The sequence below is a fragment of the Acidovorax sp. Root70 genome, assembly GCF_001428225.1.
Taxonomy (GTDB): domain Bacteria; phylum Pseudomonadota; class Gammaproteobacteria; order Burkholderiales; family Burkholderiaceae_C; genus Acidovorax.
Map to the genome: position 1 here is coordinate 273,909 of NZ_LMHQ01000031.1, position 21,564 is coordinate 295,472.

Sequence of the window (21,564 nt, forward strand, 5' to 3'; positions counted from 1 at the left end):
AGTCGCACCTTTTACAGTCGCAATCCGGACTGCAACGCCCAACATCTCCACCTAACATCGGTGCAATGCCGCGTGCGCAACGCCGTGGCCAAGGAAATACTTTGGAAACCGCCCTTCTCGTCGCTGCCGCCTTCGTCGCCGGCGCCCTCAATGCCGTCGCCGGTGGCGGCAGCTTTCTGACGCTGCCCGCCCTCGTCTTCACCGGCGTGCCGCCCGTGGTGGCCAATGCCACGGGCACCGTAGCGCTGTTGCCGGGCTACATGGCAGGTGCCTGGGGCTTTCGGGAGGACATGCAGCCGCCGCCCGGCCTGTCCATGCGGGCGGTGGTGGTGCTGGCCCTCATCGGCGGCTCGGCCGGGGCTGCGCTGCTGCTGATCACGCCCGACGCCACCTTCCGCAAGGTCGTGCCCTGGCTGCTGCTGGCGGCCACGGCAATGTTTGCGCTGGGCCCCCGGCTGCGCCAGTGGGCCGGTGCGTCGGCCCATGGCCCTGCTGCGCCGTGGAAGGCGGCCCTGGGCATGCTGGCCGTGGCGGGGTATGGTGGCTACTTCAACGGCGGGCTGGGCATCCTGCTGTTGGCGCTGTTCGGCCTGCTGGGGCAAACCCAGCTCAACGCCATGAACGGCATGAAGAACCTGGTCTCGGCCCTGCTCACCGCGATTGCGGTAGCCATCTACGCAGCGGGCGGCATCGTGCTGTGGCCCCAGGCGCTAGTGATGATGGTGGCCGCCACCGCCGGCGGCTACGGCGGCGCCCGCGTGGCACGAAAGCTGCCTGCCAACGTGCTGCGCTGGGGCATCGTGGCCACCGGGCTGGTGATGGCGGCGGTGTTCTTCTGGCGGCAGTGAACAGCAGCCCCTCAGCCCCGCCGCCAACGCCCAGGTCCACGCCTGCGGCGGCACCAGCACCAGCACCCGCGCCGGCGCCGGCGCCAAAGGCAGACAGTGGCCGTCCGCCCAACCGCGTGCTGTGGACCATGCTGCTCACGCTGCTCAGTGGTTTTGCGTTGAGCCAGGCGTTTCGCACCACCACCGCCATCCTGGCCCAGGGGCTGACTGCCGAGTTCGGGCTGTCGCCGGGGTCTCTGGGGGCCTTTGCCGGGCTGTTCGGCCTGTCGTTCGGCGTGGCCCAGTTGCTGATGGGTGTGGGGCTGGACCTGTGGGGCCTGCGACGCACGGTGCTCACCGCCTTCCCGCTGGCGATTGGCGGTGCTGCGCTCTCGGCGGCAGCGCCCGGCTATGCGTGGCTGATGGTGGGCCAGCTGATGATCGGCGTGGGCTGCTCGCCCGCGTTTCTGGCCTGCACGCTGTTCATTGCGCGGCATTTTCCGGCCGACCGGTTTGCCTACCTGTCGGGCGTGGCCATGGGCGTGGGTGGGCTGGGCCTGCTGTTCACGGGCACACCGCTGGCCTGGCTGGTGCAGCACGGCGGCGGCTGGCGCACGGGCTATTTCGTGCTGGCAGTGCTCAGCGCGCTGTCGTGGCTGCTGATCTGGCTGCGGGTGCACGAGCCCGCCCCGCTGGTGCCGCCCCCGGCGCAGCGCGAAACCTGGGGCCAGGCGCTGCTGGGCTTTGGCCACCTGCTCACGGTGCCGCACACCTGGGGCATTCTGCTGCTGGGCATGTCGGGCTACGCCGCATTTTTGTCGCTGCGGGGCCTGTGGCTGGCGCCGCTGCTGATGGACCGCTACCACCTCACGCTGGTGGACAGCGGCAACGTGGCGCTGGGGCTGTCGCTGATTGCACTGTTCGCCCCCGGGTTGGCGGGCCGGCTGGATCCTGGCGTCAAACGCCGCCGGTGGTGGATTGGCAATGCCTCGCTGCTCATGGCCGGGCTGTTCGCGCTGCTGGCCTTTTTGCGGGTGCACCCTGCGGCCAGCGTGGTGCTGATTTTGCTGATGGGCCTGCTGTCGGGCTACGGCGTGCTGCAGTACGCCGATGTGCGCGCGTCGTACCCGCCCGCACTCACGGGCCGGGCCCTGTCCGCCTACACCATGGCGATGTTTTTGGGCGTGGCGCTGATGCAGTGGTTCACCGGCATCGTGGCCACCGGCGCCCAGCGTCTGGGCTGGGATGCCCACACGGCCGTCATGCTGGCCATTGCGGCCTGGCTGGCGCTGGCGTCGACGGCGTTTCGGTTTTTGCCTGTGTCGCCACTGGTTTCTTCGCAGACACCAGAACCCCAATAGCCTGTAGCGCCGGCCTATCAAGACTGACGGCTACGGCCGCGCCCGCGGGGCGCGCCAACGCCTGCCAACGTGCTGCGCTGGGCCATCATGGCCACCGGGACGGTGATGCCGACGGTGCTCTTCTGGCGGCAGTGACGGGCTGACCTACCCCGTGGTCAGGACCGCCGCCCACATGGCGGTCAGCCGCCGCGCACCAGCAACACGGGCACGGGTGACTGGCGCAACACCTGCTCGGCGTCGCTGCCCAGCAGCATGCGCCCCACACCCCGTCGGCCATGGGTGCCCAGAACGATGATCTGGGCGCCCCATTCCTTGGCTTTGGTGAGGATCAGATCACTGACCCGCCCGGAATAACTCTCGAACAGTTCGGCCTCCACCGCAATGCCAGCGGCCTTCGTCCGCGCCTCGGCATCCGACAGCACCTGCTGACCCGCTTCCTTCAAGAGATCGAACACGTTGGGCGGCAACGCCATGGCGGCCTCAAAGCTCGTCATCAGCGAAATTTCATCCACCACATGCAGCAGCTTGATGGTGGAGCCCATCACACGCGCCAGGGCAATGGCCTCATTCAGGCCCGCGAGCGAAGTGGGGCTGCCGTCCACAGGCACCAGGATCTTTTCGTACATGAGAGTTCCCCTTAAAAACCCATCGTAGCGCCTCACCGTGCGCAGGCACACCCCAGGCGGCTCTGTGCAGCACTCAAGCGGCCACCACGGCGGGCGGCATCCGCAGCGGGATCGTCACCGGCCCGTCATTGACCAGGTGCACCTGCATGTCGGCCGCAAACTGGCCGGTGGCGACCACGGGGTGGACTTTGCGCGCCTGGGCCACCAGGTAGTCAAACAGCCGCCGCCCGTCGTCCGGCGCCGCCGCCTGGGTAAAGCTCGGGCGGTTGCCGCCGGTGGTGTCGGCTGCCAGCGTGAACTGGCTGACCAGCAGCAGGCCGCCACCAATATCCTGCACGCTCTGGTTCATCTTGCCCGCCGCGTCCGAAAAAATCCGCAGCTTGAGGATCTTGGCCATCAGCTTGTCGGCCTCGGTCTCGGTGTCGCCGCGCTCGGCGCACACCAGCACCAGCAGGCCCGCGCCAATGGCGCCCACGGTCTGCCCATCGACATCCACTCGCGCTTCGCGCACACGTTGCAATACGCTGATCACTTCACGGCATCCTTCACATCGTCACGGGGGTCGTCGAAATGCGCCTCCACATCGGTGGGCAGCAGTTCGATGGTGGCACGCAGGCCGGGCACGGCCGTCATCAGCGCGCGCTCGACTTGGCCGCGCAGCTCGGCGGCGTGGCGCAGGGTCCAGTCGGCGGGCATGTGCAGGTGCATGTCCACAAATTGGCGCTGGCCTGCGCGGCGGGTGGAGACATGGTCGAAGCGCACAGCGCCCGGCGCCTGGGCCGCCACAAACTGCTGCAGCGTGGCGTCGATGGTGGACTGCACCTCGGGCTCCACCGCTGAATCCATGAGGCCCTGGGACGAGCGCCACACCAGCTCCACGCCCTCTTTCAGAATGTTCAGCGCCACGGCAATCGCCGCCACCGCGTCCAGCCACAGCCAGCCAGTCAAGGCTGCGCCCGCAATGCCCACCAGCACACCGGCCGAGGTCCACACATCGGTGACCAGGTGGCGGGCATCGGCCTCCAGCGCGATGGAGCGGTGCTCGCGCGCCGAGCGGAACATCACCCAGGCCAGCAGCCCGTTCAGGGCCGAGCTGAGCACCGACAGGCCCAGGCCCCAGCCCACCTGCTCGATGGGCTGCGGGTCGAACAAGCGGTGCCCCGCCGCCCACAGGATGCCTGCCGACACGCCCATGATGAGGATGCCCTCGAACCCCGACGAAAAGTATTCGGCCTTGTGGTGGCCGTAGGGGTGGTCGTCATCGGCCGGGCGCTGGGCCACCGTCACCATGGCCAGCGCAAACATGGCGCTGGCCAGGTTCACGAAGGACTCCATCGCATCCGACAACAGACCTACCGAGCCCGTGACTACCCAGGCCAGCGTCTTGAGCGCGATGGTGACCGCCGCCACCGCAATCGACGCCCACAAAAGGTTGCGGGGTGAAAGCCAGGGGTGAGGTGCGGGCGAAGCAGCGGACATGGTGGGTAGGAGAAGAAGCGGAAACGGGCGAGTCGGAAATTACACCAGAGCCACCTTAAGCGCGGTTTAACGGAAGACCCCGGCGCAGCCCCCATGCCAGAATCCGCGCATGCCCCCCGCCTGGCGCCGCCTTCTGCCCCGACACGCCCTGCACCTGCCCAGCCTGCTGCTGTGGGTGGTGGTGGCCTGCATCGGTTGCGGCTGGCTGGTGATGGACCGCCTGCAGCAACTCCACGCGGCATTTGAGACCGACGCACGCATCGTGCACCGGCTGCTGAGCCAGCGCGTGGTGCAGCACGACGCCATCATGGCCACGCTGGCGCTGCTGCAGCCCGCCACTGCGGCGGATGGCCCGCACAACGCGGCCTCGCCCCTGCCCCGCCTCCCGTCGGTGTACCCGCAAATCCTGGACGTGCTGCAGCGCTCGGCCCACAGCGACTGGCCGCCCGCACTGCAGGCCGAGCTGGCAGCGGCCGAGGCCACCTCACGGCGCACGGGCCACGCAGCCATGGCGGGGCTGAACCTGCCCGCAGGCCGTTACTACCTGGTGCTGGCAGGCACGCCCGCCAGCTACGCGCTGCACATCGACCTGCGCACCACCATCCCCACCGACGAGTGGCCCATGGACCTGGCCACCAGCCCGGTGCGCGTGACGCTGGAGCACGGCGGCACGGCCTTTGTGGTGCAGCCCGGCCAGGTCGACCGGGGCAGCGGCATCCGCACCTACGACTTTCACAAACTGCTGGCCGCCCCCAGCCAGCCGCTGGACGTGGTGGCCCGCCGCAGCGTGGGTCTGCACGAACTGCCCTGGTGGCGCATGCTGGGCTGGTGCCTGCTGACGGCCGCGCTGTGGGCCGCAGGCCGCGCCCTGTGGCGCCAGCGCGTGGCCCGCCAGCGGGCCGAAGAGCTGCTGCGCCTGGGCCAGGTGGCGCGGCTGAACACGCTGGGCGAACTGGCCGCGGGCATGGCGCACGAGCTGAACCAGCCGCTCACGGCGCTGCTCTCCAGCACGCAGGCCGCCCAGCGCCTGCTGGCCGACGACCCGCCCGAACTGGCCACCGCGCAGACCGCCATGGCCCGCGCGGTGGAGCAGGCGCGCCGCGCATCCACCGTGGTGGGCCGCCTGCGCCGTCTGGTGGAGCGGCCCGACCTGGCAGGCCAGGCCCAGCCCCTGGCACTGCCCACCGCCGTGCAAGACGTGCTGCACCTGCTGGAGCCCGAGCTGGCGCAGCGCGGCGTGGTGCCCGAGGTGGCTGCCGAACCGGATCTGCCCAACGTACTGGCCGAACCCGTGGCGTTGCAACAGATCATCCACAACCTGCTGATGAACGCCCTGCAGGCGCTGGAGCAGGTGCCACTGGCAGAACGCCAATTGCACCTGGCCATGGTGCGCGTGGACGCCGGGCGCGTGGCCCTCTCGGTGCGCGACCATGGGCTGGGCATACCGCCCGAGGCACGCCAGCACCTGTTCGAGCCTTTCTACACCACCCGCACCGGCGGACTGGGCCTGGGCCTCACGCTGTGCGAGAGCCTGGCGCAGGCCATGGGTGCACAACTGACCCTGGCGCCCGAAGCCACGCCCCCCTCCGCCACTCACCGGGGGGCCGAGTTTGTGCTGACCCTGTGTGCAGCGCCGCCCGCCCATGACCGATAACGCCCGCTCCCTCTCGCCCCTGATCCACCTGGTGGACGACGACGCCGCCGTGCGTGACAGCCTGGGCCTGCTCATCAGTACCGTGGGCCTGCGTGTGCAGACCTGGGCCGACCCGCAGTCGTTCATGGCGGGGTTTGACCGCGCCAGCATCGGCGCCATCGTGCTCGACGTGCGCATGCCCGGCATCAGCGGACTCACGGTACTGGAGCAACTGCTGGCACAAGGCGTGGACCAGCCCATGATCCTGCTCACCGGCCACGGCACGGTGGAGATGTGCCGCCGCGCCTTCAAAGCCGGGGCGGCAGAGTTTCTCGAAAAGCCGGTGGATGACGAGGTGCTGATCGAGGCCCTGCAGAACGCCGTGCGCCAGCATGTGCGCTCGCGCGAGCGGCACCAGGCCGACCAGCAGGCGCGTGAACGCTTTGTTCAACTGTCTGCCCGCGAGCGCGAGGTACTGGGCCTGATCGTCGAAGGCCTGACCAACAAGGAAATCGGCCGGGCGCTCGAACTCTCGCCCCGCACCGTCGAAACCCACCGCGCCAACCTGTTTGCCAAGCTGGGGGCCGAGTCGCTTGCGCAGTTGATCAGGCGGTACGCGGCACTGGTGGACGCGGCATCCTGACCTTGTCTGAAAGGGCTCTCCGTAGTTCTACGGAGGCGCGCGCGTAACCACCCGAATGGCTGAAAACAGCGGCAGTTTCTACAGTTCTCCCACGGCGCCACAAAGGGTGGCACCGCCCCCACAACACCGGAGAACACCATGCAGAGCACCCTCGCCAAAGTCGCCGCCCTGACCCTGTCCCTGATCGCCACCGCAGCCAGCGCCGAAGGCGTGCGTACCGAAAAGAACATGTCGCTGGACCTGGCCACGCAGATCGCCGCACAAACCGTGGCCACCTGCACGGCCAACGGCTACGCCGTGACCGCCACCGTGGTGGACCGCGCCGGCACCGTGCGCGCCGTGCACCGTGCCGACAACGCTGGCCCCCACACGCTGGAAGCCAGCCGCCTCAAGGCCTACACCTCGGCATCGGCCAAGAACACCACGCTGGCCATGATGGAAGGCGCGCAAAAGAACCCCGCAGCTGCCAACCTGGTGAACATCCCCGGCTATCTGCTGCTGGGCGGTGGCGTACCTGTGAAGGTGGGCAACGAAGTCATCGGCGCCGTGGGCGTGGGCGGTGCGCCCGGCGGCCACCTGGACGAACAGTGCGCCGTGGCGGGCATCGCCAAGGTGCAGGATCTGCTGAAGTAAGCCAGCCCATCCACAGGCAACGCAGCATTCACCGGAGGCACCCATGAAGCACTGGCCCCTTGCATTCGCCCTGGCCACAGCGCTGGCCAGCGCGCTGCCCGCCAACGCCCAGGTGCCTCCCACGGCCACCGAAACCGCGGCCTACCAGGGCCTGCACGCCGCCGCCGCGCGCGGCGATGTGCCCGCGCTGTCCAGACTGGTGACGGCACGCGCCGATGTGAATGCCCGCGACCCGTATGGCCGTACGCCGCTGCATGTGGCCACCTATGCGCGGCAGGCCGACGCCATCCGCGCCCTCGCCAAGGCCGGTGCCGACCTGAACGTGCTGGAGAACGACCGCTACGACGCCGTGACCATCGCTGCCGTGGCCGACGACGAGGCCACGCTGCGCCTGCTGCTGCAACTCGGCGCCAGTGCCAAACAGGTGACCAGCCGCTACGACGGCACGGCCCTGATCGCCGCCGCCCACCTGGGGCATGACGGCGTGGTGCGCCAGCTGATCGCAGCCGGGGCGCCACTGGACCATGTGAACAACCTGCACTGGACGGCGCTCATCGAATCCATCGTGCTGGGCAACGGGGGCCCGCGCCACCAGGCCACGCTGCAGGCGTTGCTACAGGCCGGTGCCAGCCAGTCCCTGACCGACCGGCAGGGCAACACGCCCCTGCAGCTGGCGCGCCAGCGCGGCTATGGCGAGATGGTGCAGATGCTGGAGGCAGCCGCCGCCCGGCGTTGAGGCGGTGGAGGATGGATACAAAACGCTATTAATTCAATAGCTATTGGCGCTTTATTCACTAGCGCATCCAGCGCTTTTTATTCAAATTCCTGGGTTCCTGTCACCAAGCGCGCCTTCACCGTCTTGCCCTTTACCCGGCCCTGGTTCAGCCGCTGCACAGCCTGCGCGCCGATGGCACGGTCCACCGCCACGTAGGTGGAAAAGTCGTTCACATTGATCTTGCCGATCTGCTCGCGCGTGTAGCCCATGTCGCCGGTCAGCGCGCCCAGCACGTCGCCCGCGCGGATCTTCTCCTTGCGGCCGCCGATGATCTGGATCGTGGCCATGGGCGGCACCAACGGGCCACTGCCCGTGGGCGTGAGGTCCGCCAGCGGGAACCAGCGCGATTCGCGGCCCTGCAGTTGCTCGATCTTGCCCACGCTGCCCATCTCGTCCAGGCTGGCCAGGTTCAGCGCCAGGCCTTCGGCGTCGCCCCGACCGGTGCGGCCGATGCGGTGTATATGCACCTCGGGGTCGGGCGTCACGTCCACGTTGATGACGGCGGCCAGGTTGGCAATATCGAGGCCCCGCGCGGCCACGTCGGTGGCCACCAGCACCGAGCAGCTCTTGTTGGCAAACTGCACCAGCACCTGGTCGCGCTCGCGCTGCTCCAGCTCGCCAAACAGCGCCAGCGCGCTGAAGCCCTGCGCCTGCAGCACGCCCACGAGGTCACGGCACTGCTGCTTGGTGTTGCAGAACGCGATGGACGAGTCGGGCCGAAAGTGATTGAGCAACTGCGACACCGCATGCAGGCGTTCGCTGTTCTTCACCTCGTACCAGCGCTGCTCGATCTTGCCCTCGGCATGCTGCGCCTGCACCGTGATCTGCTCGGGCGACTTCATGAACTGGGCGCTGAGCTTGGCAATGCCTTCGGGGTAGGTGGCTGAGAACAGCAGGGTCTGGCGCTCTTTGGGGCACTGGCGCGCCACGGTGGCGATGTCGTCAAAGAAGCCCATGTCCAGCATGCGGTCGGCTTCGTCCAGCACCAGTGTGTTGAGCGCTTCGAGCGTCAGGTGCTGGCGCTCCAGGTGGTCCATCACCCGGCCGGGCGTGCCCACCACGATGTGGGCGCCATGCTCCAGGCTCAGCATCTGGCCGCGCAGCGGCACGCCGCCGCACAGGGTCACAACCTTGATGTTTTCTTCGGCGCGCGCCAGGCGGCGGATCTCGGTGGCCACCTGATCGGCCAGCTCGCGCGTGGGGCACAGCACCAGGGCCTGCACGGCAAAACGGCGGGGGTTGAGGTTGGCCAGCAGGGCCAGGGCAAACGCGGCCGTCTTGCCGCTGCCGGTGCTGGCCTGGGCGATCAGGTCCTTGCCCAGCAGGGCGGGCGGCAGGCTGGCCGCCTGGATCGGGGTCATCGTGGTGTAGCCCAGCTGCTGCAGGTTGGCCAGCATGGCGGGGCTGAGGGCCAGCGCACTGAAATCAGTGCGGGCTTGGTTTTCTTTGGAGGTCATGGGCCGATTATCCGGCCCGGCCCTCACAGGCCGCTATGCCTGCAGGCCAGCACCCCCACAAAGGCCAGGGTGTGCGCCAGCACGCCCGGTGCCACGGCCACAGCGTAGCGCCAGCCACCACTGGCCAGGGCCACCACGCATTTGCTGCCCGCATGCACCAGCAGCGCGGCCATCAACGCCTGCACGATGGCGGGTGCGAACGCGCTGTCCGGGCCACCGCGCACCAGCACGGCTGCGGTGGCCGCATGCACGTCGGCCAGAGCCGCCAGCAACGCGCCCACAAGCATGCCCGCATCGCCTTGCCAGACGGTGAGCCCCTGCACCGCCACCTGAATGCCCGTGAGCAAGGCTGCAATCAGCAAGGCGTCGCGCAACTTGAACATGGGGGTATCAGGGGGGACGGCAACAGCCCCGTCCACCCCGGCATCTGCAGCCTTGGCGGACCGGCGAGCCGCTCCCCGCCCGCCCCACCAGCCCACGGCCGCCGCCACGCATCCACCCGCCAGCGCAGGCAGCCACAGCCACGCCAGCCACTGGGGCTGCACGGTAGCAGCCACCACCACGATCTGCACCATGGTGGCCACACATGAGAGCACCGCAGCCCCGGCGTTGGCGCGTGCTGGGGCCCGGCCCGCACGCACCTCCATGCCCAGGCTGCCGATGGTGGCGGTGCTCGACACAAAGCCCGACGCCAGCGCCGACAGCGCCACCGCATGGCGCGCCTGCATCAGCCGCTTGGCCAGGTGCGCCAGCGACTGGATCACCAGCAGCACGATGACCAGGCGCACCACCACCTGCGGGTTCAGCACCCCTTGCCACAGGGGGGTGTTGGGGGCGAGCGGGTACACCAGCAAGGCCAGCGCAGCCAGAATGAGCCCGCTGCGCACCTCGCCGGGCTGCAACCACTGGTTGGAGAACTGGTGCAGCGCGCCCCGCAGCGCCAGCAGCCCCGTCACCAGCACCGCCAGGGCGGCAGCGAGCAACTGGTCGCGTGCGCAAATCACCCCGATCACATAGGCCAGCAACAGGGCAATCTCGGTGGTCACGCCCGGGTCGCTGGAGCGGTCCCGCGCATAGGCCACCACGGTCAGCGCCGCCACCAGCGCGGCCCCCACCGCCACCAGCGCGGGCATGGCCGTCAGCGCAGCAGCGGCCCCCCCCAGGGAGGCCAGGGTGAACGACCGCACGCCGGCTGGTGCCCGGTCGGGCCCCGCGCCCTTGCGGCGCTCCCGCTCGATGCCCATCAGCAAACCGCAGCCCGTCGCGCTCGCCAGCACCGCCAGCGCTGTCGAAAAACCTCCGAACTCCTGCATGGAACTCCCGCCCCTTTCTGACTTCTCGTTTCTCTGACCACACCCCATGGTGACAGAAAGGGCCGCCATCGCGCCCCGCGCACGGCGGCCATGCGGAGTTGCCCCTAGCCTGAATGTCAGGTGGATCGGCTATAACGAAACCCATCGGAGCCTGCCCATGCAAGACCCCCACAACGCAGCTTCCACCCCTGGCCCCAGTGGCTCCAGCGACGCATTGCTGCGGCTGATTGCCGATTCGGTCCCGGCCATGATGGCTTACTACGACCTGCCCGGCCTGCTGTGCCGGTTTGCCAACCAGGGCTACGCGGCCTACAACGGCCACAGCACCGAATCCATTCTGGGCCTCACGGTAGAGCAGGCCATCGGCGCCAAGGCGTGGCAAGTGATCCAGCCGCATGTGGAACGGTGCGTGCAGGGCGAGCACGTGAAGTACACGCGCGAACAGACCCTGCCCAATGGCGAAGCGCGCATGATCGAGGTCAACCTGATCCCGCATTTTGGCGACACGGGACAGCAGCTGGGCTCGTTTGTGCTGATCACCGACATCACCGAGCGTTGGCGCGCCGAGCGCACCGTGCGCCAGAGTGAAGAGCGCATGCGCAAGTTCACCGAGGCCACGGACGAGGCCATCGTGTTCCACCGCGACGGCATCATCACCGATGGCAATGAGGCGCTGCACCGGCTCACGGGTTTTGCGCTGCACGAGGTGCTGGGCCTGTCGATCTTCAATTTCATCAGCCCCGAATGGCGCGCCACTGCGCTGGAATACACCCGCAGCGGGCGGGAGGACCCCTACGAAGTCACCATCCGCCACAAGGACGGCCATGCGATCCCCGTGGAGGTCGTGGGCAAGACCATGCCACTGCACCACGCGGACTACCGCATCGTGGTGGTGCGGGACATCACGGCACGCAAGCAGGCCCAGGAGCGCGAGGCCTTCATTGCGCTGCACGACCCCCTCACGCAGTTGCCCAACCGCCACTTCCTGATCGAGCAGCTGTCGCAGGTGCTGTCGCTGGCACGCAGGCGCCATGGCCGGGTGGCAGTGCTGTTCATGAACCTGGACCATTTCAAGACCGTGAACGACTCGCTCGGTCACCACGCGGGCGACCAGCTGCTGTGCAACGTGGCCGAGCGCCTGCGCCACGGCGTGCGGGACGCCGATGTGGTCGCGCGGATCGGCGGGGATGAGTTCGTGGTGGTCCTGACCGACGTGCAGACAGCCGACGACGCCGCCATGGTGGCCGACAAGCTGCTGGACTCGATGCATGGTGTGTTCACGGTCGATCAGTTGCCGCTCACCATCTCCCCATCCATCGGCATCAGCCTGTATCCAGACCATGGGGACAGCGCCGACGTGTTGCTGCGCTGCGCCGACGCAGCCATGCAACACGCCAAGGACAGCGGGCGCGGCAACCGCCAGTTCTACACCTCCAGCATGGAAGCGGGCGCCCTCGACGTACTGCATCAGGAGCGGCTGCTGCGCGACGCCATCGCCCGCAACGCCTTCGTGCTGCACTACCAACCACAAATTTGCCTGGCCGATGGCACGCTGCAGGGCCTGGAAGCGCTGGTGCGCTGGCGCCACCCCGAGCGCGGGCTGGTCGGGCCGGACGAGTTCATCACATTCTCGGAGTCTCGCGGCCTCATTGCACCCATTGGCCGCTGGGTGATGCGTGAGGCCTGCCGCCAGCTCAAGGCGTGGCAGGACCAGGGCCTCGCCATGGTGCCCGTGGCCGTCAACCTATCGGCCCTCGAATTCCGCCAGCGCGACGTGGCCGCCGACATTGCAACGGTCCTGCAGGAAACCGGGCTCGCCGCGCAGTACCTGGAGATCGAGCTCACCGAGTCCGTGCTGATGCACCACACGGGCCAGACCCTGAACACCCTGCACGCCGTCAAGGCGTTGGGCGTCGGCATCTCCATCGACGACTTCGGCACCGGGTACTCGTCCCTGGCCTACCTGAAACGCTACCCCATCGACAAGCTCAAGATCGACCGATCGTTTGTCGCCGACACCCCAGGCAACGCCGACGATGTCGCCATCGTCACCGCCATCATCCAGATGGCCCGCAGCCTGCAACTCAAGACCGTGGCAGAGGGGGTGGAGACGCAGGCGCAAATCGGCTTGCTGGCGGGGTTGGGCTGTGACCTGATGCAGGGGTTTGTGGTGGCAATGCCCATGGATGCCGAGGCCGCCGGTCACTGGCTGAAGCAATAGCCGCTGGTTTCCTACCGGGGCCTTCGGCTTGTGGACAATAGGGGTATGCCCCTCATCCCCGACTTCATCGCCCCCACCCGCCACACCGACCCGGCCGATGCGCTGGCCCAGGTGCAGCGCATCTACCAGCAGCAAATCGGCCACCTGCGCGACGCCATGCAGCGTTTTGTGGCGGGCGAGACGCCCGAGGGCCCGGTGCGCGCGTTCTACCCGTTTGTGCGGGTGCACACCACCACCGTGGCGCGGGCAGACACCAAGCTAGCCTATGGCTTTGTGGAAGGCCCCGGGCGCTATGAAACGACGCTGACCCGGCCCGACCTGTTTGCCAACTACTACGCCGAGCAGTTCCGCCTGCTGCGCGCGGCCCACAACGTGGAACTGGAAGTGGGCACCAGCACCCACCCGATCCCCATCCACTTCTCGTTTGCCGAGCACGACCACATCGAAGGCACGCTGACTCAGGCCCGCCGCATGCTGATGCGCGACGTGTTCGACCTGCCCGACCTGGCCGCCATGGACGACGGCATTGCCAACGGCACCTGGCAGGCTGCACCCGGCGAGGCGCAGCCCCTGTCGCTGTTCACCGCGCCGCGCGTGGACTACTCGCTGCACCGCCTGCGCCACTACACCGGCACGGCGCCCGAGTGGTTCCAGAACTTCGTGCTGTTCACCAACTACCAGTTCTACATCGACGAATTCGTGCGCCTGGGCCACGCAGAGATGGCCAAGCCCGACAGCGAATACATCGCTTTCATCGAGCCCGGCAACGTGGTAACGCGCCGCGTGGGCCTGAGCGCCGAGGCCGGCGACGACCTGGGCGCCGCCCCGCCCCGCCTGCCGCAGATGCCCGCCTACCACCTGGTGCGCAAGGACGCGAGCGGCATCACCATGGTCAACATCGGCGTGGGCCCCGCCAACGCAAAAACCATCACCGACCACATTGCCGTGCTGCGCCCCCATGCCTGGATGATGCTGGGCCACTGCGCGGGCCTGCGCAACAGCCAGCAGCTGGGCGACTACGTGCTGGCCCACGCCTATGTGCGCGAGGACCATGTGCTCGACGAAGACCTGCCGCTGTGGGTGCCCATCCCGGCGCTGGCCGAGATTCAGCTCGCGCTGCAGCAGGCCGTGGCCGATGTCACGCAGATCAGCGGCGCGGACCTGAAGCGCGTGATGCGCACCGGCACCGTGGCCAGCACCGACAACCGCAACTGGGAGCTGCTGCCCGACAACACGCCGCAACGCCGCTTCAGCCAGAGCCGCGCCGTGGCGCTGGACATGGAAAGCGCCACCATCGCCGCCAACGGCTTTCGCTTTCGCGTGCCCTACGGCACCCTGCTGTGCGTGAGCGACAAGCCCCTGCACGGCGAGATCAAGCTGCCCGGCATGGCCAACCACTTCTACCGCGAACGGGTGGACCAGCACCTGCGCATCGGCATGCGCGCCATCGAGATCCTGCGCAACGGCGGCGTGGACCGCCTGCACAGCCGCAAGCTGCGCAGCTTTGCCGAGGTCGCGTTTCAGTAAACCGCCCCGGGGCCGCCGCGTATGCCACTGGATTTCCTCACCCTGATGACGGTCATGGCGGCCAACCTGTTCATGATCTCGGCCGCGCTGCCGCTGATCATGGGCCGGGACGTGAGCCGTGCGGCCCGCCATGTGCAGGCCAGCATGCTGCTGCAGGCGGTGGCCTGGGCAGCCATCATTGCCTCATCCACCCTGTGGGACCAAGCCCTCTCCACCCTGTCGATTGCCTGCAACGCCGCCGCGCAGTGGATGCTGTACCGGGCGCTGGAGGAATGGCTGGGCCCCCGCCCCTTGCGCCGCCTGCTGCTGCTGCTGGTGATTGCCGCCCCGCTGGGCTACACGCTGGGCTTTGGTCACTACGCCTGGCGCGTGGGCTGGGCCAACTTCTTGATGGCCACCATTCTGTGCATCGTTGCGCGCGCCACCCTGGCGCCCGTGGTCGAGGCCAACCTGCGCTGGCGCAGCCTGCTGCTGGGCTGCCTGCTGACGTCGGCCGCGTTCACGCTGGCGCGGGGCATGCTGGGCGCCTTCACCGACCAGTACTCCAGCTTTCGCACCCCCCACCCTGTCAACCTGGCAGCGGCCGTTGCCACCAACGTGAGCCTGGTGCTCGGCACGGTGGCCGTGCTGGTGGCCTGGCGGTCGGAGGCCGAACACAAGCTGCGCACGCTGGCGATGACGGACGGCCTGACCGGCGTGCTCAACCGGCGCGGCTTCACCACCCAAGGCAGCAGCCTGCTGGCACACGCCGCGCGCCACCAGCTGCCCATGACAGCGCTGATGCTGGACCTGGACCACTTCAAGCAGGTCAACGACACCCACGGCCACGAGGCGGGGGACCGAGCCCTGCAGCTGTTTGCCCGCCTGCTGGGCGGCACCTGCCGCAGCGGCGACCTGGTCGGGCGCCTGGGAGGTGAGGAGTTTGGCGTGCTGCTGCTGCACAACAGCGAGCCCGCCGGCCTGGCGCTGGACCGGCGGCTGCGCAAGCGCCTGCATGCCGCCAGCGTGGCCGAGCTGGGCTTTGCGCTGGACTACAGCGCCGGGATGGCCGTGCTGCAACCTGGCGAAGCCGGCTTGGCGGAGCTGATGGCCCGTGCCGATGGCGCCCTGTATTCAGCCAAGACGGCGGGCCGGGGGCGGCTGGTCGCTGCGGACTGAGGCAAGGAGTCCTGTTTTGATAGCAGCAGGCGCAATACCCACTAGCGCCTGCGGCTGATTCTGGCAAAACCGCCACCCCCAAGCACCACCGGCGCACTCGTCGCACACAATCCCTCCATGACCGCACTTTTTGAAGCCCTGCACCTGCGCAAGCGTTATGGCGAGACCACGGTGGTGGACGACGTGTCTTTTGCCATTGCTCCCGGTGAATGCCTGGGCGTCATCGGCCCCAACGGCGCGGGCAAGACCACCACCATCCGCATGTGCCTGGGCTTGGCGTCGCCCGACGGGGGCGAAGTGCACTTCACCCCCCAGCCCGGCACGGCCCCGCTGCTGATGCCCCGCGATGCGTTGGCCATCAAGGCGCAGCTGGGCGTGGTCACCCAGTTCGACACGCTGGACCCGGACTTCACCTGCGCCGAGAACCTGCACGTGTTTGGGCGTTACTTCGGCCTGAAAGGCGCGGTGATGGACGAGCGCGTGCCCCAGTTGCTGGAGTTTGCCGCCCTCACCCACAAGGCCGATGCCAAGCCAGGCGAACTGTCCGGCGGCATGAAGCGGCGCCTGTCGCTGGCCCGGTCCCTCGTCAACAACCCACGCCTGCTGCTGCTCGACGAGCCCACCACGGGCCTCGACCCCCAAGCCCGCCACCTGATGTGGGAGCGGCTGCAACTGCTGCTGCAGCAAGGCAAATCCATCCTGCTGACCACCCACTTCATGGACGAGGCCGAGCGCCTGTGCTCGCGCCTGCTGGTGCTGGACCACGGCCGCAAGATCGCCGAAGGCCGCCCGCGCGAACTGATTGCCCAGCACCTGGAGCCCGACGTGGTGGAGGTGTTTGGCGTGGGTGCCGTGCAGATGGCGGAAGACGCCGCGCTGCGCACCCTGGCCGCCCGCGTGGAGGTCAGTGGCGAGACCGTGTTTTTCTACACCCAGAACGCGCAGCCGCTGCTGCAGGCGCTGGGCCAGCACGGCCACCTGCGCACGCTGCACCGGCCCGCGAACCTGGAAGACCTGTTCCTCAAGCTCACGGGGCGACAGATCCGGGAGTGATGAAGCGAAAGGACAGAACGCCGCACGCCGGGCATGCCAATGCTCCTGAATACATAGCTACTAGCGCTTATGGATTAAGCACCAGAAGCCAATTTCTCTCAAATTTCCCAACTACGCCTTGCGTGGCTTGACCTTGCTCGCGGCCAGCTTGGCGTTGGTGCGGGCCGTGTCCACATCGGCCGCGCGCGCCAGTGCCACGCCCATGCGGCGCTTGGCAAAGCTCTCGGGCTTGCCGAACAGGCGCAGGTCGGTGTCAGGCACGCGCAGGGCTTCGTCTACGCCGTCGAACACGATGCCCTGGGCGTCCATACCGCCATAGATCACGGCGCTGGCGCCGGGGTTGCGCAGGCTGGTGTCCACGGGCAGCCCGAGGATGGCCCGGGCGTGCAGCTCGAACTCGCTCTGGTGTTGGGTGCACAGCGTGACCAGGCCCGTGTCGTGCGGGCGCGGGCTCACTTCGCTGAACCACACGTTCTCGCCTTTCACGAACAGCTCTACGCCAAACAAGCCCTGGCCACCCAGGTTGTCGGTCACGGCCTTGGCGATCTGGCGCGACTTGTCGAGCGCTGCCGGGTGCATGGGGTGGGGCTGCCAGCTTTCCACATAGTCGCCGCTCACCTGCACATGGCCGATGGGGTCGCAAAAGCTGGTAACGATCTGGCCGTCGGCGCCCACCGAGCGCACGGTGAGTTGCGTGATTTCGTAGTCAAAATCGATGAAGCCCTCGACGATCACGCGGCCGTGGCTCACGCGGCCGCCGGCCATGGCGTAGTCCCAGGCTTTTTGCACGTCGGCCGGGCCGTCGATCTTGCTCTGGCCCTTGCCGGAGCTGCTCATCACGGGCTTGACGATGCAGGGGTAGCCCACCCCGTTCCCATTCCCGGCGTCAATCGCGGCCTGCAGCTCTTCGAGCGAGTTGCAGAACTTGTAAGGGCTGGTGGGCAGGCCCAGCGTCTCAGCAGCCAGCACGCGGATGCCTTCGCGGTCCATGGTCAGGCGCGCGGCGCGGGCCGTGGGGATCACGCGCACGGTGCCGGCGGCTTCCAGCTCTTCGAGCATGGGGGTGGCGATGGCTTCAATCTCAGGCACGACGAGATGCGGGCGCTCGGCTTCGATCAGCGCCTTGAGCTGGGCCGGGTCGCTCATGGTGATGGTGCGCGCGTGGTGGGCCACCTGCTGGCCGGGCGCGTTGTCGTAGCGGTCTACGGCGATGGTCTCGACCCCGAGACGCTGCAGCGCAATCAGCACTTCCTTGCCCAGCTCGCCCGAGCCCAGCAGCATGACTTTGGTGGCGTGGGGAGACAGGGGGGTTCCGAGGGTGGTCATGGTGGTGCTGCTTTCGGCAAAGGTCTAAAGGAAGGAATGCGGGCAACTTTAATGCAACCGGGCGCAGAACTTGCAATGCAGACTCCATGCCCCCAACGCCCTCTGCTCGCGCCTCCCAGGGCGCCCTCACCGACTGGCACGCGCAGGAGCTGCTGCTGATGCGCGAGGTGATGCGCCTCATCGGCCGCAGCCTGGCGCCCGGCCTGGTGCTGCGCGAAATGCTGCACCTGATGAGCGAGCTGCTGGGCCTGAACCGGGGTCGCATCGTGCTGGTGGACGCAGCGCCCACCGCCCCAGCCGGCGCGCCGCGCACCGCCGCCATCCAACATGCCTACGGCCTCACCCAGGCCGAGGTGGCGCGGGGCCGTTATGCCTGGGGTGAGGGCATCACGGGCCGGGTGCTGGCCACGGGGCAGCCTGCCATCGTGCAGGACATCGATGCCGAACCGCTGTTCCTGGCCCGCGCGGTGGCGCGCAGCCAGCTGCCGCCCGAGACGGTGGCCTTCATCGCCCTGCCCATCGAGGTCAACAACGCCCCCATCGGCGTGCTGGCCTGCCACCGCATCCGCAGCCGCCAACGCCACCTGAACGACGACCTGGCGGTGCTGCGCGTGCTGGCCACGCTGGTGGGGCAGCTGCTGCAGCTCGAAGCCCTGGTGGCCGAGCAGACGCGGCAGCTGGAGGCGCGCAACGCTGTGCTGGCCAATGCGCTCAACACCAAAAGCGCGCGCTACGGACTCATTGGCAGCTCGCCGCCCCTGCTGCAGGCCTTGAGCGAGCTGGAACGCGTGTCGCAAACCCAGGCCACCGTGCTGCTGCTGGGCCAGTCGGGCACGGGCAAGGAGCTGTTCGCACGCGCCGTGCACCTGGCCAGCGGGCGACGCGACCGGCCCTTCATCAAGGTCAACTGCTCGGCCATTCCGGACGCGCTGTTCGAGTCCGAACTGTTTGGCTATGAAAAAGGCGCGTTCACCGGCGCCAGCACGGCCCGCGCGGGCTGGTTCGAGCAGGCCGACAGCGGCACCATCTTTCTGGACGAGATTGGCGAGTTGCCGCTGGCCCTGCAGTCCAAGCTGCTGCGCACGCTGCAAGAGGGTACGCTGGTGCGCCTGGGCGGTCAGCGCGAGGTCAAGGTCAACGTGCGCCTGGTGGCGGCCACCCACCGCGACCTGGCGGCCGATGTGGAGGCCGGCCGCTTTCGGCAAGACCTGTACTACCGCCTGCACGTGATTCCGATCCACCTGCCCTCGCTGGCCGAGCGGCGTGAGGACATCCGCGCGCTGGCGCTGCACTTTGTGAGCCGCGCCAACCAGGCGCACCAGCGCAATGTGAACCTGTCGCCCGACGCGCTGACGCGGCTGGAAGAACACCCCTGGCCCGGCAACATCCGCGAGCTGGGCAATGTGATCGAGCGGCTGGTGCTGCTGACCAATGACACGCTGGTGACGCGGGCGGAGCTGGACCGGTTTCTACCGGCTGCGTCCGTGCCCTTGCCACCGCCGCCTGCACCGCCGCCCCCAGCCACCACCGGCGCAGCAGCACAGCCGGCCGCCACCCCGGCGCCGCTGGTGCGTGACTACGCACCCGCCCAGTCGCACAGCGTGTTGGTGCTGCAGGCAGCACTGGCCGAGCACCACGGCAACCAGTCGCGCGCTGCGCAGAGCCTGGGGCTGACGCTGCGGCAGTTCAGCTACCGGCTGCGCAAGGCGGGTCTGAAGTGACGACGGACACTGTGTCGACAATTTGTCAACACAGTGTCCAGGGCCGTGTGATCCACCCCGACCAGCGACATGTGGCAACACCCCATTCACTATCAAATCAATAGCTGTCAGCGCATATTCCACTAGCGCATTCAGCCATTTCCATTCAAATCTTCTCATCCACAACCGCTCTGGCACACCTGTTGCGATAAGGAGGGCAGGCATCCCGCCCACCACCGCACCGAAAGGTTTTCCATGAGCACCGTGACCGCTACCGCCTCCGACGCCGTCCTCATCTCGCCCACCCAGCTGCAGGCCCTGCAAGCCGCAGAGCCTGTGGTGCTGATCGACACCCGCGACGCCGACACCTATGCCCTGGGGCACATCCCCGGCGCGGTGAACCTGCGCGAGACCTTCACCTACCTCGCCACCTCCACGCCCCAGGGCTTGCAGGAGCTGAAAGACACCTTTGCCGCGCACCTGGGCGCCATCGGCCTGTCGGGTGCGGAGACGGCGGTGTTTTACGAGGATGCACTCAACAGCGGCTACGGCCAGTCGTGCCGGGGCTACTACCTGCTGACCTGGCTGGGCTACCCCAAGGTCAAGGTATTGAATGGCGGCTACTCGGCCTGGAAGGCGGCAGAGCTGCCCGTCTCCACCGAGGCTGTGGTGCCCACCCCGGCCATCTTCCCCACCAACCTGGCCACCACCGACGTGATGCTGACCAAGGAAGACGTGATCGAGGCCCTGGGCACCGACACCGTGCTGCTGGACGTGCGCGATGTGGACGAATGGATTGGCGACAGCTCCAGCCCCTACGGCAAGGACTTTGCGCCCCGCAAGGGCCGCCTGCCCGGCGCCAAGTGGCTGGAGTGGTACCGCTTCATGAAGCCCTCGCCCCAGGGCCCCGTCTTCAAGTCACCAGACGAAGTGCGCGCCGAATGCGCCACGGCCGGCATCAGCCCGGCAGACACGGTGTACCTGTATTGCTTCAAGGGCGCGCGTGCGTCCAACACCTTCCTCGCGCTCAAGCAGGCGGGCTTTGCCGATGTGCGCATGTACTTCGGCTCGTGGAACGAATGGTCGCGCGACGACAAGCTGCCGATCGAAAGCGGGCTGCCGCTGGTCAAGTTCCCCAAAAAGCCTGCGCTGGCGCTGGCGGCCTGAGCCCCGTGCGTTGTTGCAGCGGGCGTGGCCCGCTGCGAACCCTGTCCTTCTTTTTTCATTCCCGTCTCTTTCTTCAAGGAACACCATGTCCACCGATCTGCTGGAACCCTCTGCCCCCGTCACCACCGTGCACACGCACCTGCGCCCCATCGACCGCGACGGCCTGATGGCCTTTGCCGACAAAGGCCGCAACAACCCCGCCAGCCGGGGCACCAACAAGGTCCACACGGTGATGGAGGGGCAGTACCGCTCGCTGAGTTATGTGGGCAACCACGCACCAGTGGTGGTGGACGAGCCCCTGCACCTGTTCGGCCAGGACACGGCACCCGCGCCCGGCGAAATCGTGCTGTCAGGCCTGGGCGGCTGCCTGGCCGTAGGCATCACGGCCGTGGCCACCTGGAAGCAGGTCAAGCTCAGCAAGATCGAGGTGTTCATGGAAGGCGACATCGGCAACCCCGCCGCCTGGGGTGCGGGTGGCGCATTGCAGAAGACGCCGCCGGAGATGGGCTTCCAGGCCATCCGCGTGAAGGTGCTGGTGGAGGGCGATGCACCGCGCGAGGTGTTGGACGAGATCGTGCAGCACGCCAATTTCTACTCGCCCGTGGCCAACAGCATGCGCAACCCCATTCCGTTCGAGATCAGCCTCGCGGACTAAATACCCCCGC

At 68.0% G+C, this 21,564-nt stretch carries 19 protein-coding genes; 13 read left to right on the top strand and 6 right to left on the bottom strand.

Annotated features, from left to right (window positions below):
- The first annotated feature begins 65 nt into the window (after positions 1–65).
- Both ASD94_RS20965 and ASD94_RS20970 read left to right on the top strand, forming a co-directional pair.
- Positions 66–848, top strand: a complete 783-nt coding sequence (locus ASD94_RS20965) for a sulfite exporter TauE/SafE family protein (protein WP_056647271.1) — start codon at positions 66–68, stop codon at positions 846–848.
- Positions 845–2,188: a nitrate/nitrite transporter gene (locus ASD94_RS20970; protein ID WP_056647273.1), complete on the top strand. Its 1,344-nt coding sequence runs from the start codon at positions 845–847 to the stop codon at positions 2,186–2,188. The genes ASD94_RS20965 and ASD94_RS20970 overlap by 4 nt, the downstream gene beginning before the upstream one ends.
- 179 nt (positions 2,189–2,367) lie before the next feature.
- Here ASD94_RS20970 and ASD94_RS20975 read toward each other — a convergent pair whose 3' ends face one another.
- From ASD94_RS20975 to ASD94_RS20985, 3 genes are all read right to left on the bottom strand, one after another.
- The gene (locus tag ASD94_RS20975) at positions 2,368–2,814 is read right to left on the bottom strand and encodes a universal stress protein (protein WP_015015916.1); all 447 of its coding nucleotides are present in this window, start codon (positions 2,812–2,814) and stop codon (positions 2,368–2,370) included.
- Between the two features lie 73 nt (positions 2,815–2,887).
- Complete coding sequence (gene dtd, locus ASD94_RS20980) at positions 2,888–3,346, bottom strand: D-aminoacyl-tRNA deacylase (protein ID WP_056647275.1); 459 nt, start codon at positions 3,344–3,346, stop codon at positions 2,888–2,890.
- Positions 3,343–4,293 (bottom strand): cation diffusion facilitator family transporter, encoded by a 951-nt coding sequence (locus ASD94_RS20985; RefSeq protein WP_056647278.1) that lies wholly within the window; start codon positions 4,291–4,293, stop codon positions 3,343–3,345. Before ASD94_RS20985 ends, dtd begins: the two co-directional genes overlap by 4 nt.
- A 109-nt stretch (positions 4,294–4,402) precedes the next feature.
- On the opposite strand from ASD94_RS20985, the gene ASD94_RS20990 reads away from it, so the two are divergent.
- The 4 genes from ASD94_RS20990 (at position 4,403) to ASD94_RS21005 (ending at position 7,938) form a co-directional block, all read left to right on the top strand.
- On the top strand, positions 4,403–5,947 hold the full coding sequence (locus tag ASD94_RS20990) for a sensor histidine kinase (RefSeq protein ID WP_056647281.1): 1,545 nt from the start codon (positions 4,403–4,405) through the stop codon (positions 5,945–5,947).
- Complete coding sequence (locus ASD94_RS20995) at positions 5,937–6,569, top strand: response regulator transcription factor (protein ID WP_056647284.1); 633 nt, start codon at positions 5,937–5,939, stop codon at positions 6,567–6,569. Before ASD94_RS20990 ends, ASD94_RS20995 begins: the two co-directional genes overlap by 11 nt.
- Positions 6,570–6,707: 138 nt before the next feature.
- Positions 6,708–7,202, top strand: coding sequence for a heme-binding protein (locus ASD94_RS21000; protein ID WP_056647287.1), 495 nt, complete (start codon positions 6,708–6,710; stop codon positions 7,200–7,202).
- A 43-nt stretch (positions 7,203–7,245) separates the two neighbouring features.
- On the top strand, positions 7,246–7,938 hold the full coding sequence (locus ASD94_RS21005; protein ID WP_056647290.1) for an ankyrin repeat domain-containing protein: 693 nt from the start codon (positions 7,246–7,248) through the stop codon (positions 7,936–7,938).
- A 77-nt stretch (positions 7,939–8,015) separates the two neighbouring features.
- Here the strand turns inward: ASD94_RS21005 and dbpA are convergent, their stop codons facing one another.
- Complete coding sequence (dbpA, locus tag ASD94_RS21010; protein WP_056647293.1) at positions 8,016–9,434, bottom strand: ATP-dependent RNA helicase DbpA; 1,419 nt, start codon at positions 9,432–9,434, stop codon at positions 8,016–8,018.
- Positions 9,435–9,457: 23 nt separating this feature from the next.
- Positions 9,458–10,747, bottom strand: a complete 1,290-nt coding sequence (locus ASD94_RS21015; RefSeq protein WP_056647296.1) for a DUF4010 domain-containing protein — start codon at positions 10,745–10,747, stop codon at positions 9,458–9,460.
- 157 nt (positions 10,748–10,904) lie between these two features.
- Between ASD94_RS21015 and ASD94_RS21020 the strand changes: the two genes are divergently transcribed.
- The 4 genes from ASD94_RS21020 to ASD94_RS21035 all read left to right on the top strand — a co-directional run bounded on the left by ASD94_RS21020 (position 10,905) and on the right by ASD94_RS21035 (position 16,706).
- Positions 10,905–12,968: a bifunctional diguanylate cyclase/phosphodiesterase gene (locus ASD94_RS21020; protein WP_056647300.1), complete on the top strand. Its 2,064-nt coding sequence runs from the start codon at positions 10,905–10,907 to the stop codon at positions 12,966–12,968.
- A 45-nt stretch (positions 12,969–13,013) separates the two neighbouring features.
- The gene (locus ASD94_RS21025) at positions 13,014–14,495 is read left to right on the top strand and encodes an AMP nucleosidase (RefSeq protein ID WP_056647302.1); all 1,482 of its coding nucleotides are present in this window, start codon (positions 13,014–13,016) and stop codon (positions 14,493–14,495) included.
- 21 nt (positions 14,496–14,516) lie between these two features.
- Entirely contained in the window at positions 14,517–15,653 is a 1,137-nt protein-coding gene (locus ASD94_RS21030; protein ID WP_056647307.1) for a GGDEF domain-containing protein, read from the top strand.
- A gap of 117 nt (positions 15,654–15,770) precedes the next feature.
- A complete protein-coding gene (locus ASD94_RS21035) occupies positions 15,771–16,706 on the top strand; it encodes an ATP-binding cassette domain-containing protein (RefSeq protein WP_056647310.1) in 936 nt (311 codons plus the stop codon).
- A 111-nt stretch (positions 16,707–16,817) separates the two neighbouring features.
- Here the strand turns inward: ASD94_RS21035 and purT are convergent, their stop codons facing one another.
- Positions 16,818–18,032 carry a formate-dependent phosphoribosylglycinamide formyltransferase gene (gene purT / locus ASD94_RS21040; protein WP_056647312.1) on the bottom strand — a complete coding sequence of 405 codons (1,215 nt, stop codon included), beginning with the start codon at positions 18,030–18,032 and terminating at the stop codon, positions 16,818–16,820.
- A gap of 86 nt (positions 18,033–18,118) precedes the next feature.
- Between purT and ASD94_RS21045 the strand changes: the two genes are divergently transcribed.
- The 3 genes from ASD94_RS21045 to ASD94_RS21055 all read left to right on the top strand — a co-directional run bounded on the left by ASD94_RS21045 (position 18,119) and on the right by ASD94_RS21055 (position 21,554).
- The gene (locus ASD94_RS21045; RefSeq protein WP_056647315.1) at positions 18,119–19,753 is read left to right on the top strand and encodes a sigma-54-dependent Fis family transcriptional regulator; all 1,635 of its coding nucleotides are present in this window, start codon (positions 18,119–18,121) and stop codon (positions 19,751–19,753) included.
- Between the two features lie 234 nt (positions 19,754–19,987).
- Positions 19,988–20,899, top strand: a complete 912-nt coding sequence (locus ASD94_RS21050; protein ID WP_056647318.1) for a sulfurtransferase — start codon at positions 19,988–19,990, stop codon at positions 20,897–20,899.
- 85 nt (positions 20,900–20,984) lie between these two features.
- Complete coding sequence (locus ASD94_RS21055) at positions 20,985–21,554, top strand: OsmC family protein (protein WP_008905298.1); 570 nt, start codon at positions 20,985–20,987, stop codon at positions 21,552–21,554.
- Positions 21,555–21,564 lie beyond the last annotated feature (10 nt).

What these genes read in the sequence shown, in the direction of transcription:
- ASD94_RS20965 (WP_056647271.1), top strand. Translation starts at nt 66, where the DNA reads ATGCCGCGTGCGCAACGCCGTGGCCAAGGAAATACTTTGGAAACCGCC.
- ASD94_RS20975 (WP_015015916.1), bottom strand. Translation starts at nt 2,814, where the DNA reads ATGTACGAAAAGATCCTGGTGCCTGTGGACGGCAGCCCCACTTCGCTC.
- ASD94_RS20985 (WP_056647278.1), bottom strand. Translation starts at nt 4,293, where the DNA reads ATGTCCGCTGCTTCGCCCGCACCTCACCCCTGGCTTTCACCCCGCAAC.
- ASD94_RS20990 (WP_056647281.1), top strand. Translation starts at nt 4,403, where the DNA reads ATGCCCCCCGCCTGGCGCCGCCTTCTGCCCCGACACGCCCTGCACCTG.
- ASD94_RS20995 (WP_056647284.1), top strand. Translation starts at nt 5,937, where the DNA reads ATGACCGATAACGCCCGCTCCCTCTCGCCCCTGATCCACCTGGTGGAC.
- ASD94_RS21000 (WP_056647287.1), top strand. Translation starts at nt 6,708, where the DNA reads ATGCAGAGCACCCTCGCCAAAGTCGCCGCCCTGACCCTGTCCCTGATC.
- ASD94_RS21005 (WP_056647290.1), top strand. Translation starts at nt 7,246, where the DNA reads ATGAAGCACTGGCCCCTTGCATTCGCCCTGGCCACAGCGCTGGCCAGC.
- dbpA (WP_056647293.1), bottom strand. Translation starts at nt 9,434, where the DNA reads ATGACCTCCAAAGAAAACCAAGCCCGCACTGATTTCAGTGCGCTGGCC.
- ASD94_RS21015 (WP_056647296.1), bottom strand. Translation starts at nt 10,747, where the DNA reads ATGCAGGAGTTCGGAGGTTTTTCGACAGCGCTGGCGGTGCTGGCGAGC.
- ASD94_RS21020 (WP_056647300.1), top strand. Translation starts at nt 10,905, where the DNA reads ATGCAAGACCCCCACAACGCAGCTTCCACCCCTGGCCCCAGTGGCTCC.
- ASD94_RS21025 (WP_056647302.1), top strand. Translation starts at nt 13,014, where the DNA reads ATGCCCCTCATCCCCGACTTCATCGCCCCCACCCGCCACACCGACCCG.
- ASD94_RS21030 (WP_056647307.1), top strand. Translation starts at nt 14,517, where the DNA reads ATGCCACTGGATTTCCTCACCCTGATGACGGTCATGGCGGCCAACCTG.
- ASD94_RS21035 (WP_056647310.1), top strand. Translation starts at nt 15,771, where the DNA reads ATGACCGCACTTTTTGAAGCCCTGCACCTGCGCAAGCGTTATGGCGAG.
- purT (WP_056647312.1), bottom strand. Translation starts at nt 18,032, where the DNA reads ATGACCACCCTCGGAACCCCCCTGTCTCCCCACGCCACCAAAGTCATG.
- ASD94_RS21045 (WP_056647315.1), top strand. Translation starts at nt 18,119, where the DNA reads ATGCCCCCAACGCCCTCTGCTCGCGCCTCCCAGGGCGCCCTCACCGAC.
- ASD94_RS21050 (WP_056647318.1), top strand. Translation starts at nt 19,988, where the DNA reads ATGAGCACCGTGACCGCTACCGCCTCCGACGCCGTCCTCATCTCGCCC.
- ASD94_RS21055 (WP_008905298.1), top strand. Translation starts at nt 20,985, where the DNA reads ATGTCCACCGATCTGCTGGAACCCTCTGCCCCCGTCACCACCGTGCAC.